Origin of the sequence: Saccharopolyspora flava (assembly GCF_900116135.1) — a bacterium.
In the GTDB taxonomy this organism is placed as follows: Bacteria; Actinomycetota; Actinomycetes; order Mycobacteriales; family Pseudonocardiaceae; genus Saccharopolyspora; species Saccharopolyspora flava.
In genome coordinates, this window is the sequence record NZ_FOZX01000007.1 from 1 (window position 1) to 12322 (window position 12322).

Annotated in this window: 12 protein-coding genes and 1 tRNA gene; 7 read left to right on the forward strand and 6 right to left on the reverse strand. The window is 68.7% G+C overall.

Going from position 1 to position 12322, the window contains the following annotated elements; translation table 11 throughout:
- Positions 1–324: 324 nt before the first annotated feature.
- From BM424_RS19610 to BM424_RS19620, 3 genes are all read right to left on the reverse strand, one after another.
- Positions 325–696, reverse strand: a complete 372-nt coding sequence (locus tag BM424_RS19610; RefSeq protein WP_093420185.1) for a signal peptidase I — start codon at positions 694–696, stop codon at positions 325–327.
- On the reverse strand, positions 681–2264 hold the full coding sequence (locus tag BM424_RS19615; RefSeq protein WP_093420187.1) for a transcriptional regulator: 1584 nt from the start codon (positions 2262–2264) through the stop codon (positions 681–683). Before BM424_RS19615 ends, BM424_RS19610 begins: the two co-directional genes overlap by 16 nt.
- 150 nt (positions 2265–2414) lie before the next feature.
- Positions 2415–2798: a helix-turn-helix domain-containing protein gene (locus tag BM424_RS19620; protein WP_093420189.1), complete on the reverse strand. Its 384-nt coding sequence runs from the start codon at positions 2796–2798 to the stop codon at positions 2415–2417.
- A 384-nt stretch (positions 2799–3182) separates the two neighbouring features.
- Between BM424_RS19620 and BM424_RS19630 the strand changes: the two genes are divergently transcribed.
- The 5 genes from BM424_RS19630 to BM424_RS19650 all read left to right on the forward strand — a co-directional run bounded on the left by BM424_RS19630 (position 3183) and on the right by BM424_RS19650 (position 8607).
- Complete coding sequence (locus BM424_RS19630; RefSeq protein ID WP_093420193.1) at positions 3183–3530, forward strand: WhiB family transcriptional regulator; 348 nt, start codon at positions 3183–3185, stop codon at positions 3528–3530.
- Positions 3527–3859 carry a hypothetical protein gene (locus BM424_RS19635; protein ID WP_093420195.1) on the forward strand — a complete coding sequence of 111 codons (333 nt, stop codon included), beginning with the start codon at positions 3527–3529 and terminating at the stop codon, positions 3857–3859. Before BM424_RS19630 ends, BM424_RS19635 begins: the two co-directional genes overlap by 4 nt.
- Positions 3856–4548 (forward strand): hypothetical protein, encoded by a 693-nt coding sequence (locus tag BM424_RS19640; RefSeq protein WP_093420197.1) that lies wholly within the window; start codon positions 3856–3858, stop codon positions 4546–4548. Before BM424_RS19635 ends, BM424_RS19640 begins: the two co-directional genes overlap by 4 nt.
- Positions 4545–6695: an FtsK/SpoIIIE domain-containing protein gene (locus tag BM424_RS19645; RefSeq protein ID WP_093420199.1), complete on the forward strand. Its 2151-nt coding sequence runs from the start codon at positions 4545–4547 to the stop codon at positions 6693–6695. The genes BM424_RS19640 and BM424_RS19645 overlap by 4 nt, the downstream gene beginning before the upstream one ends.
- A gap of 151 nt (positions 6696–6846) precedes the next feature.
- Positions 6847–8607: a recombinase family protein gene (locus BM424_RS19650; protein ID WP_093420201.1), complete on the forward strand. Its 1761-nt coding sequence runs from the start codon at positions 6847–6849 to the stop codon at positions 8605–8607.
- Here the strand turns inward: BM424_RS19650 and BM424_RS19655 are convergent.
- A tRNA-Leu gene (locus tag BM424_RS19655) sits at positions 8589–8674 on the reverse strand. The genes BM424_RS19650 and BM424_RS19655 overlap by 19 nt on opposite strands.
- A 119-nt stretch (positions 8675–8793) precedes the next feature.
- Between BM424_RS19655 and BM424_RS19660 the strand changes: the two genes are divergently transcribed.
- The gene (locus BM424_RS19660) at positions 8794–10146 is read left to right on the forward strand and encodes a M20/M25/M40 family metallo-hydrolase (protein ID WP_093420203.1); all 1353 of its coding nucleotides are present in this window, start codon (positions 8794–8796) and stop codon (positions 10144–10146) included.
- 58 nt (positions 10147–10204) lie between these two features.
- The gene (locus BM424_RS19665; protein WP_093420205.1) at positions 10205–11164 is read left to right on the forward strand and encodes a tyrosine-type recombinase/integrase; all 960 of its coding nucleotides are present in this window, start codon (positions 10205–10207) and stop codon (positions 11162–11164) included.
- On the opposite strand, the gene BM424_RS19670 is transcribed toward BM424_RS19665, so the two are convergent.
- A complete protein-coding gene (locus BM424_RS19670; RefSeq protein WP_245775987.1) occupies positions 11161–11793 on the reverse strand; it encodes a VOC family protein in 633 nt (210 codons plus the stop codon). The genes BM424_RS19665 and BM424_RS19670 overlap by 4 nt on opposite strands.
- 98 nt (positions 11794–11891) lie before the next feature.
- Positions 11892–12245 carry a hypothetical protein gene (locus BM424_RS19675; RefSeq protein WP_093420650.1) on the reverse strand — a complete coding sequence of 118 codons (354 nt, stop codon included), beginning with the start codon at positions 12243–12245 and terminating at the stop codon, positions 11892–11894.
- Between the last annotated feature and the right edge of the window lie 77 nt (positions 12246–12322).

Here is a 12322-nt window from a genome sequence, read left to right on the forward strand (position 1 = left end):
AACGCCGCCCCGAACACCACGAAGCCATGGTCCGCTGGGCCATGATCCACACCATCAGCAAGCGCCTCACTCGCTAGTTCAGGAACAGGCTCTCAGACTGTGCTTGCCTTCGGTGGCAGTCTGGAGAATGTCCCCGACTGGCCGGAGCCAGCTCGCTCGAAGCTGTCGGCGGAGCCGCGCCCGGAGCTAAGACTACTGTCGACGGGGGCAGAGGTTTGAGCAAGTGACTGCGTTTGTACATCGCTGCGGTCTGGTCATGGCTGCTCTGTCCTCACTCCACCGACTATCAACAGGTTGAAGGGGTGAGGACAGAGGCTCTCCCGGCTAGTTCGATGCAGATGGCCAGCGCACGGTGACCACTACGGCGTCCGTGATGGCTTCCCAGGAGTGGTCGATGCCGGGGCCCCAGACCGCGTAGTCGCCTTGCTTGGCGAGGTCGACGGTGCCTTCGGTGAGGTGCAGGCGGAAGTGGCCTTCGACGAGGAGCAGCATCGTCGTGCGCTGGTCGTCGGTGGTCCATTCGGGGCGCTTGTCGCCGGCGGGATGGGTGCCCCACTTGACTTCGAGGTCCTTGGTGGAGCGGACTCCGCCTTCGGCGGGGTCGATGAAGTGGCCGAGCAGCCAGCCGCGGGTTTCGCTGCCGTCTTCTGCAGCGTTTCCGTGGTGCCAGTTGCGGCTCACTACCGAACCTCCCATTCGATCGACGGCAGACTCACCCGGTCGCCGCCGATCTGGGCGAGCCGTCGAAGTCCTTGCAACAGGGCGAAGAGCCCTTCGTTGCTCCACGCTACATCAGCGATGAGCTCGGAAATCAGGTCGCCGTCACGGCTCGAGTACTGGTGCAGGCCCGCCGCTTCCCAGTTGGCTTCGACCCGGCCTCCGTAGCGCTCCCAGAACTCCTCGTCGTCGATGACGATCAGGCTGGCGAACTCGAAGTTGCCGTTCAGGAGGTTCAGGCCGAACCCGGTGCACTCCATGCGGAGCCGGCTGGGGTCCTCCATGAGCCATCGCATCGGCTCCGACACCCGGCTCGGGTGCATCGGGTCGGCGGAGCGCTGCTCGTTGGTCGTGTTGTCGATCTCGTCTCGGCCGAAGAGCTCTTCCTCGACTTCCCGCCGCAGAGTCGCGCCGATCTGAGCGTCGACGCGCAGATCGGTCATCGGCTGGTGGAAGCCCTTGGGGATGACCGCCAGCCGGCGTGCTGCGTTGAGCACGTTGCCCGAGCGCTCTTGCACCAGGAGCACGTAGTCGGCCTCGCCACGGAACGGGCTGGCAGGCCGGGCGATCGCGAACAGTGCGAGCGGCCCGCCGGCGCAGAGCCGGTTGGCCACGTCGGTCACCGAGTCGGTGTCGGGCAGGTATTCGTCGCGAAGCGGCAGCGACTGGTGGGCCGTCGTGGCGTCGGCTGAGATCGCGTCGATCAGCTCGCCCTCGAGCAGGTCCATGGTGACCGCGTACTCGACGAACCGCGACGTGCCCACCAGCCCGTTGATCGCGTCCGGCGATGGGGAGATGTCGAGCAGGCGGTACAGCGGTTTGTCGACCAGCCGCGTCCCCATGGCCAGGGTCTCGGCGAGTCGTTGCGCTGCGCGGCCGGCAGCGCCGGGGTCGAGTTCGGCGAACATGTCGCGCGCTGAGTTCGTGGCCTTGAGCCGGTCGTGCGCCGCGAACAGCGGGCACGCGAGATCGAGCCAGTCAGGGCAGGTCAGAACGCTCGTCTCGGTGCTGGCATCGTCGTAGCGGGCCGCGTACCGGCCGTGCTCGCCGGTCTTCGTGCCGTAGTACCTGCCGAGCACTTCGGCGATGCTGCGTTGATCAACGCGTCCCCGGCGGCCAGCCCTGTCCTCCAGCTCGCTCACGTCGAGCCGGGCCAACCGCGATGCGACCTCCCTGCGCGCGGTCCCGGGCGTCCATCCGGCGTGCTCGTCCAGCCATTCGAGAGCAGAGCCGATGTCGGGATCAGCGCTGAGGCGCTTCTCGGCATCCGCCGCCGCGGCCTCATCGACCGCCGGCTCTGCGGGCGCATCGGCGGTGTCCTTCAGCAGCTCCGCGAACCGGTTCTTGATCGCGTCGTCTTCCTGGGCCAGGGCGGTGTCCAGGGTGCGCTGCATCTCCGACTGCGGCCGGCGGTTCGGCTTCTCATGCCAGCCGGCGACCGTGCGCAAACCGATCCCCAGGTGGGAGGCGAACTCGTCGTTGCTCATCCGCATGGCGGCCTGCAGCGCGCAGGCGGTTCGCCCCGTCCAAGTGGACACCAAATTCATCGCGTCCGGCCCTCCGCGGTGGGTTTGTGCACTGGTTGAGCATCGTTTGAGCACTGGCTGAGGGGTTTTTCCGCATCGGTTTCCCGGCCGCTTCGGCCTGGAATTGAAGGCATGGAAAACGAAGCGATCAGCAAGCGGAACCACCCGGCGCTAACGGTTCTTGCGGACGTGCTCGATGACCGTCGCGAGGTCGCCCTTGAGGTCGTCGAGCCGCTCGGTGATCTCCTCCATGCGCTGCTCGAGCGAGTCCAAGCGGGACCAGACCGTGTCGGCGCTGTCCGAGATCGGTTCGTCGGCTTCGGGCGGCTTTCGGCCCTGCAGCAGGAAAAGCAGGTGCTGGGGGTGCCAGCCGAGCGCGATCGACAGCGACTCCAGCGTGCGGGCGCTGCGTCTGCGCTCCACCACGTGGTGCTGGATCTCGCGGACGATCGCCTGCGAGACGTTCGAACGCTCCGCGAGCTCCCGCTGTCGCCAGCCGAGCTCGTTCACGCGCCCGTTGATGGCCTTGGCGACCGCCGCCCAGTCTTCCGACACCTATTCCTCCGCGCTCCGCCTCCGCGCAGAGGTTAGCCGTTCCGTGACGCATTTCGTGACATGACCGCGCCTGAAAAGGCGCGGCCCGGAATTCTCATGCTTATTGAGAGCTGAAATCAGTAAATAACTGATGAAATCAGCTTCCAAATCTTCTGAAGGGCTTTCTCCGATGGGTACCTCCACGTCGAAAAACGGCCGCCGCGACTTTTACTCGGTCCGCCGGGCCGCCTGGATCCTCAACCTCCACCCGTCCTCCCTCTCCCGCGCGATCCGAGTCGGTGAACTGCGAGCCGAACGCAGGAGCGGTCGACTCGCCATCCCCGCGAGCGAGTTGACCCGACTCCTGGCCGGGGCAGCGGCGTCCCAGGGCGGAGGTCGGAAGTGATGACCACCTACAACGACCTCTGGCTGATCGGGATCGCGTGGCGCTTGGATCGCCTGCGCTGGGCGCCGACCCAGCTGCTCGGTGACTGCGTCCGCGGGAACGGGCTCTGCATGAGGGAGTTCCCGGCCGAGCCCGCGTGGCAGGACCAGCGTCTGACCGACCGCGAACTCGCCGGCGCGATGTGCCAGGGCTGCCGGGTCGCCGACGAATGCCTCGAACTGGAATTCCGCACCGGAGGCGCCGACACCGTCGGCGTCTGGGGCGGGATGTCCGCGGACGACCGTCGGGAACTGCACCCGCACTGGCTCCGCCGCGGTGAGCGTGCTGAGAGGGGTGTTGACCGATGATGCTCCAGCTGACTCCCGTGGAAGTCCTGGCCGTGCTCGGCGGCTTGCTCGCACTGGTCGTGGTGTGGCGGGCGAGCGCCAAGGCGACCCGGCGAGCGAGCGAAGCCGCGCGGTCGAGCGTCCGGCTGATGTCCCTGACGGGGCGGGTGCTGGTCACGGCTGCGGCGATCGTCGGCGTGCAGTGGATCGTGATCAAGCACCCCGGCAGCGAAGGCCTGCTGCTCGCAGTGCTCGGTGTTCCGGCTCTGTTCGCGTCGTACACGCTGACCAGGGCGCTGACCGTGACCGCCGTCGAGATGCCGCAGCAGAAGAAGGGGCGGCGCCGATGAGCGCGCCGCAGACCGCGGGTGAGCGGCGCCGGCCGCTCACCCGCCCCGACGCCGAAGTCGTTGAGCAGGTTCGCAAGCAGGTCGACCGGTTGTGCTGGAGCGGAATCCTGCTCGGCCTTGCGTTCACCATGACCAACGTCCAGAGCTTCGCCGCGAACGGTGCTCCGGTTTGGTCGCTGCCGTGGCTGGCCGCGTGGCTGCTCGACCCGATGGTGTCGCTGGTGCTGCTGGCGATCCTGCGGGCCGAGCAGGTCACGGCCCGCTGCGGGATCCGCACCGGTGGCTGGGTTCGTGGTGCCAAGTGGTTCACGCTCGCGGCCACGTACGTCATGAACACCTGGGGTGCCTACGCGGCTCGCAGCGCGGACATGGTGGTGCTGCACTCCGTGCCGCCACTGGTCGTCTTCGTCGCGGCCGAGGCGGTGACCGACCTCCGCGACAAGCTCACCGCAGCCGTCCGCGCGGCGTCCGTGAACGCCGACAGCGAGTCGGCGCCGGAACCGGTTGTCCGTCGTTCACCGGATCCCAAGCGGCGCATCACCTTCGACGAGTACCTCGGCCGAGCTCGCGAGGAATGGCGTCCGGACATCACCGTCACGCCGGCCTGGATCCGCGAGGTCACAGGTTGTTCGCGCGGACTGTCGTCCAGGCTCGCGGCTGCTCTGACCGCGGAGGTGGAGCAGCGATGAACGAGAACACGACGCCTGCCTCGGCGGTGACGGGAGAGGTGGAACGGCACATTTTCGACGCCGAGCTCATCGATGAGGTCCCGGAACCCGAACCGCAGCTCACCCGTGGGCAACGGTTCATGAACTGGTGGCTGCGTTCACCGCGCGTGCCCGCCGGGTTGAAGTCGCGCCGAGCTGCCAAGCACGCGCTCGTGGACGCGTTGGCGTTCTTGATCCGAGCGCCTTGGCGGTTCATCCGGTCCGTCGGACGGGGGCTCGTGGCCGCGGTTCGCGGTTGGCGGCAGTGGGTCCGCGTTCACGACTACCGCGAGGCCGCCGAGCAGTCCGAGAAGCTGGCCGACAAGTTCGTGGAGATCCGCGAACTCACCCTGTTCCGCTGGAAGGTGACCGGTGCGGTCGTGTTGGCCGCCGGCGCTGTGCTCGCTGTCGGGTGCGCCGTGTACGGCGGACGTGCCATGTGGGCCGCGCTTGGGCTCACTGCGATCGCACTGGCCGTGTACGGACGCAGGAAGGACGGGGCGCCCGGGCGCAAGCCCGTGCTCGCCGGGCCCCGGACGCTGACCTGGACCATGGATCCGCAGATGCTCGTCGACGCGTTCCGGGACGCGAAGCTGATCGGCAAGGACGAGTCGCTTCGCCTCGTCGAACGCGCAGCCCACGACGGCTCCGGTTGGGCCGTCACCGTCGACCTCCCGGCGACGCGCAAAGCTGCCGACGTCCTCAAGCGTCGCGACGCACTCGCATCGGCACTGGCCGTGGACGAGCTGCAGCTGATCGTGGAGCGAGTCCGGGGGAGAGGCGGTCATGCCGGCCGGGTGTTCCTGTGGGTGGCGGACGAGGACCCGTACTCAGGTCCCGCGCTGCGGTTCCCGCTGCTGGACATGGAGTACTGGGATGCCTGGCGAGCCATTCCGTTCGGACGGGACGCTCGCAGTCGTCGGATCGACCTGCAGCTCGTGTGGACGTCGCTGATCGTCGGATCGATCCCTCGGCAGGGCAAGACCTGCGCCAGTCGGTTGCCCGCTGCGGGCCTGATCCTCGACCCGTTCACGCAGCTGTACATCTTCGACGGCAAAGGCGGAAAGGACTGGCAGGCAGCCGAAGCAGTCGCCCACCGCTACGTCTGCGGCGATGAGCAAGAACAGGCCGAAGCCGTCCGCGACCACCTGGTCGAGCTGGTCGCCGAGGTGCAGGCGCGGTTCTCCCGGATGTCCGCGCTCGACGACGAGATCTGCCCGGAGTCGAAGATCACCCCGGCCATCTCGCGGGATCGCGAACTGGGCATGCCCATCACCGCCGTGATCATCGACGAGGTTCAGGTCTACCTGGAGAACCCGGCCAAGGAGGAAGTCGGAGGCAAGAAGACGACTCTTGGCGCTTACATCGCGGATCTGCTGACCTACCTCGCCCGGAAGGGGCCGGCCGTCGGGATCGTGGTCGTCCTGGCCACGCAGCGACCGGACTCCACCACCATCCCGTCCCGGCTGCGCGCAGTGCTGGGCTCGCGCTTCGCACTCCGGGTGATGGACTGGCGGGACTCCAACATCGTCCTCGGCGAGCAGATGAACACCCGGGGCTTCGACGCCTCGACGCTGCTGCCGAGCCACAAGGGCGTGGGCATCCTCCGACCCGATGGCGAGGCCGAATCCGGTGGCGACGCGGTCGCGGTGACCGTGCGGACCTTCTACATGGACAACGCCGGGTGGAGGTCCATCTGCGAGCGCGGCCGGGCGCTGCGCGAGGCCGCGGGAACGCTGAGCGGCCATGCGGCCGGTGACGACAGGCCGCGGGCGATCGACCGGGCGGCGGTCGTCAAGGCGCTGGGCACCGGGTCTGGTGGATCCGACCGCGCGCTCGTGGACCTGCCTGAGCCGCTCGCGTCCGTCGTGGACCACCTCGGAGACGAGCTCGACCAGCGCGAGTTCGTGCCGAGCGCCGAACTGACCGAAGCACTGGAAGTCGATCCCGGCACCTTCGCCAAGCAGATGGGACAGCTCGAGTGCCGACCGACCAGACACCGCATCCCCGATCACACCGGGGATCTCCGGCGGGTGCGCGGGTACTTCACCGCCGACATCCGCGCCGCTGTCGAGCGCATGTCTGATGAAATCAGCTCGAACGGTGAGGCGGAGGCTGATCAGGAATGACAGCCGACGGCCGGAAGGCCGATCCCGTCACGGTTCGGGTTCCCGACGAGTTGCCTGTACTGACGCAGGAAGCGAGCCGCATACTGCTAGCGGTACTGATCGAGCTGACCGAGGTCGAGGCTCTGGAACGACCTCTGGACGAAGGGAACACATGACTGCTGAAATCAGCGGAGATCCCTGGTCGACGCTGGACGATCTTCTCGGCGTCGACGCGGTTGAACCTGTTGAGGAGGGGATCGGTCCGGTGGCGTTCTACGGGCGCTGCTCGACCGAGGACAACCAGGACCCCGAGACATCGCTGGGGTGGCAGCTCGGGAACGCCAGCAAGTTCGTCGAGCCGTTGGGCGGCACGATCGCGGCCGAGTACTTCGACATCGGCCAGTCGCGGTCGGTGCCCTGGGAACGGCGTCACGAGGCTCGGAGGCTGCTCACGGCGTTGAAGGACCCGAACCGCGGGTGGAACGCGGTCGTGGTGGGTGAGGGGACGCGGTGCTGGTTCGGCAACCAGTTCTCGCTGATCGCTCCGAAGTTCGCCGCTTACGGGGTTGAGCTGTGGGTGCCTGAGCTCGGTGGGAAGTTCGACGCCCGGAACCCGTCGCACAAGATGCTGATGAACGTGCTCGGCGGGATGAGCGAGTCGGAGCGTCAGCACGTTCAGGCGCGGGTGCGAGCGGCGATGGACGCGCAGGTGCTCAACGAAGGACGTCACCAGGGCGGCCGGGCACCGTACGGCTACAAGGTCGTCGATGCCGGTCCGCACCCGAATCCCTCGCGGGCGGCTGACGGGTATCGGCTGAAGGTGCTCGCGATCGACGATGAGGTCGTGGATGTTGTGCGCCGGATCTTCTCCGAGTACCTGGGCGGCAGGGGTGATCGAGCGATCGCCAATGGGCTCAACCGCGACGGCATCCCCTGTCCCTCGGCTCGGCGCCCGGAGCAGAACCGGCATCGTCTGGCTGATGGGTGGCAGGGCAGCACGGTCAGGGCGATCTTGGACAACCCGCGCTACACGGGCTACGCGTTCTTCGGCCGGTGGACGCGGCAGGAGACGCTGCTCGACCCCGACGACGTAGCGGCGGGCCACGTGATCAGATTCCGGCGAGCCGGTGCCGAGTCGGTGGTGAGGTCGCGCAAGCCGGCTCACCCGGAGATCGTGTCGGTGGAGACCTTCGTCGAGGCTCAGTTGCGAAGGCGCTCCAGGGCAGCGGGTGGGTTGGCTGCGCGGCGCAAGCTCGAGCGCGGACCGAAGAGTTCGACCAAGCGTGCCTACCCGCTGCGCGGACGTGTCCGCTGCGCCTACTGCTCGCGTCGAATGGAGGGGAGTCCTCGGGGGCCGCGCACCTACTATCGCTGCTCGGCGCGCACGCTCGTGCCAGGTTCGGCGGTGTTGGAACGTCACCCGAAGAACGTGTACCTGCCAGAAGCGCCGGTGGTGGAACTGCTCAACGCCTGGCTCGGTGGTCTGTTCGATCGGGCCAACCGGGACCGCACCGTGGCCGGCCTCTTGGAATCTCAGCGGAAGGGTTCTTCGTTGAACGAGCGGGAGGTCGTTGAACAGCGGCTGAATGATGCGGAGCGGAAATTGCGGCGGCTGCAGGACGCGATCAAGGCCGGAGTCGATCCCGTGGCTCTGGTCGAGTCGGTCAACGAGGCCCAGGCGGAGAGGGAAGCCGCTCAGGCCGAGCTCGCCAACGCGCCGAAGCCCGACGCTCTGACCGATGCCGATCTCCACGCTGTGCTCGACTCGCTCGGTGATGTCGGGAGAGCGTTGAACAGGGCTGACCCGTACAAGCTGCAGGAGCTCTACGAGAAGATCGGCCTGGAAATGACCTACGACCCAGATTCGAGGTCGGTCGAAACCGCCGTGAATCTGGGCCGTAGTGTTAGTGCGCGTGTCCGAGGGGGGACTTGAACCCCCACGCCCATTAGTAGGGCACTAGCACCTCAAGCTAGCGCGTCTGCCATTCCGCCACTCGGACATCTCGGGTCACCGCCGTTTCCGGGGCGTTCCCGCTGTGTTGTGTTAATAGATTAGCTCATGGTCAACAGGCCCGTGCAGGGACCCCCCTCTTTGCGTCTCGGGTGATAGAAATGCCTGGTGAGCGAGCACAACGGGATCTCCGGTAGTGATCAGGAAGCGGGGTTGGCGCTGGCGCAGGACGAGGTCGTCCAGCTGGCCAGCGACCTCATTCGCATCGACAGCACGAACACGGGTGACGCCGACACCCTCGTGCCCGAGCGGGCGGCGGCCGAGTACGTGGCCGAGAAGCTGAGCGAGGTCGGGTACGAGGTGACCTACGTCGAGGCCGGCGACCAGGTGGGGCGGGCGAACGTGGTGGCGCGGTTGCCCGGGGCCGACCCGTCGCGGGGCGGACTGCTGGTGCACGGGCACCTCGACGCCGTGCCCGCGGATCCGGCCGAGTGGTCCGTGCACCCCTTCTCCGGGGCCGTGCAGGACGGCTACGTGTGGGGGCGCGGGGCCGTGGACATGAAGGACATGCTGGCGATGAGCCTGGCCATCGCCCGCCGCTACAAGCGCGACGGCATCGTGCCGCCGCGCGACATCGTCTTCGCGTTCGTCTCCGACGAGGAAGCCGGGGGCTTCCAGGGGGCGCAGTGGCTGGTGGATCACCGGCCGGAGCTGTTCGAGGGCTGCACCGAGGCCATCAGCGAGGTCGGCGGGTACTCGCTGACGCTCAAGGACGGGGTCCGGGCCTACCTGGTGCAGACCGCCGAGAAGGGCATCCGCTGGCTGAAGCTGCGGGTGCGGGCCCGGGCGGGGCACGGGTCGATGGTGCACTCCGACAACGCCGTCACCCAGCTGTCCGAGGCCGTGGCCAAGCTGGGGCAGCACCGGTTCCCGCTGATCATGAGCGACAGCGTGCGGGAGTTCCTGGACGGGGTCAGCGAGATCACCGGCTGGGACTTCCCCGAGGACGACCTCGAGGGCTCGGTGGCCAAGCTCGGCAACATCTCCCGGATCATCGGGGCGACGCTGCGCGACACCGCCAACCCGACGATGCTCACCGCCGGGTACAAGCACAACGTCATCCCCTCGGTCGCCGAGGCGGCGGTGGACTGCCGCATCCTGCCCGGCCGGGAGGAGGCCTTCGACCGGGAGCTCGCCGAGCTGCTGGGCCCCGACGTGGAGCGCGAGTGGGTCGGGCTGCCGCCGGTGGAGACCAAGTTCGAGGGCCGGCTGGTCGAGCAGATGCAGGCCTCGCTGCTGGCCGAGGACCCCGGCGCCAAGGCGCTGCCGTACATGATGTCCGGCGGGACCGACGCGAAGTCCTTCGCGCGGCTGGGCATGAACTGCTACGGCTTCGCGCCGCTGCAGCTGCCCGCCGACCTGGACTTCTCCGCGCTGTTCCACGGCGTCGACGAGCGGGTCCCGGTCGACGCGCTGAAGTTCGGCGTGCGGGTGCTGGACCGGTTCATCCGCAACAGCTGACTGTCGGTGGCGTCTGGTTTCATCTCCCGTAGTTGATCATCGTTTCGGGAGGTGTCGCGTGGACCTGGCGCGCTTGGTGGAGAGCTACCTGGAGCACCTGCAGGCTCGGAAACTGGCCGCCAACTCGCTGCGCGCCTACCGCCGCGACCTCGAGTCGGTGGCCGGTGAGCTCGCCGAGCTCACCGGCACGCCGTCGGACCGGCTGCCCGTCGCCGACCTCGACGCCTCGGTGCTGCGCTCGGCGTTCGCGCGGTTCGCCGCCCAGCGCTCGGCGGCGACCGTGACGCGGGCCTGGTCGACGTGGAACGGGTTGTTCGGCTTCGGCGTCATCGAAGGCGCCGTGCCGGGCAACCCGATGCAGGTGGTGCCCAAGCCTCGCAGCGCCCCGGCCACGCCCAAGCCGCTGCAGGGGGAGGAGACCCCGGAACGCCTGCTCAAGCAGGTCGCCTCCGGGGTCCGCAAGGCCCGCAACCCGTGGCCGGAGCGGGACCTGGCGATCCTGGCGACGCTGCTGTGCACCGGCGTGCGCTCGGCGGAGCTGCTGGAGCTGACGGTGGCGTCGCTGGCCGGGCGCGGCGGCGACCGGCGGCTGCACGTGCAGGGCAAGGGCGGCAAGAGCCGGTCCATCCCGATCGAGGACAGCCTCGACGGGCTCATCCAGAACTACCTGCGCACTCGCAAGCGCCGCTTCGGCAACCGGCTGCCCGGCGCCGAGCCGCTGTTCGTCGACCACCGCGGCGAGAAGCTGCAGCGCGGCGGCCTGCAATACCTGGTGCGCCGGTCGTTGCAGGCCGCGGGCGTGTCCGACCGGGTGCAGCCGGGGGCGATGGTGCACGCGCTGCGCCACACCTTCGCCACCCGCCTGGCCGAGGACGGTGCCAGCGCCGCCGAGATCGCCAAGCTGCTGGGGCACTCCTCGATCAACTCCAGCCAGACCTACATCGACGTCACCGCCCGCGAGCAGCGTCTGTCGGTCAAGGCCAACCGGACCCACCGGGTCCTCGGAGAACTCGGCTAGCCCCAGGCCGCGGTCTCGGCGAGGCCGATGCGGGCGCCCCACGGGTCGGTGAGCAGCATCGTCTTGCCCAGCACCGGGTGGGTGCGGCGCTGGACCTCGCCGTCGCGCTCGGCGGCGTAGCGCTCGATCTCGTCGAGGTCGGTGACCGCGAGGTAGCACAGCCAGCCCGCATCGGTGGTGCCCGCGCTGCGCCCGGCCACGGCGCGGCCCGCCGAGGTGTAGGTGTTCCCCTCGACCTCCCAGCCGAGGGTGTCGGCCCAGAACGCGTCGGCGCGGGCGGTGTCGGTGGTGGTCAGCTCCGCCCAGCACGGTTCTCCCGGGCGCGGTTCCGGGGCCATCGGGCCGTGCTGGGCGCGACCCTTGGTGACCTGGGCGAGCGCGTCGTCCGGGCCGGTCAGCGAGCAGTCCATCGGCGCTCCGGCGAACACCAGCCGGAACCCGGTGCTCTCGTCGGCGCGGGGTTTGCGGATGAACGCGCAGCGGCGGTTGCCGACCCAGCAGTCCAGGCCGGGACCGGCCGGGACCGGGGACCAGTCGAGGACGGCGCGGTAGAAGAAGGCAGCATCGATCGGGTCGGGACTGAGCAGGTCGACGCGGCGCAAGCCGCGGACCGCGGGACGTGCGGGCACCGTCGTTTCCTCGCCACCGGGGTTCATCTCATCTTGCCACCCGGTCATGTCGTCTCAATGCTCCGTTTGCCCCGGGGCCGGGGCGGGTTCCTCGGTGATCAGCGGAGGCGTTCGAGCTCGGCGGCCACGTCGACGACCTGGGCGGCGAGCTTGCGCACGTCGGCGTGGTCGGCGTCGTCGTCGACCGCGGTCACCACGTCCTCGGCCGCGCAGCGCAGCTGGAACAGCCGGTCCTGCAGGTCGGCGAGCTCGACGGCCGAGAGCACGACCGAGTCCTCGGGGAGCCCGCCGCGCTGGACCGCCGTGCGCCGCTCGTAGGCGCGCTGCCGGCACGACTGGGCGCAGTACAGGCGCGGCCTGCCCTGGCGCCCGGAATCGGGCACGCGCCTGCCGCACCAGGCGCAGTGCCGCACCTGGCGAGCTCGTCGGGTCGGCTCGACGGGGTTGTCCACGCTGATCACGTTAGTCAATCCCGGTGATCTTCACCGACCCGCCACACCGAGGTGACGTCCACCGGCCGGTCACCCGG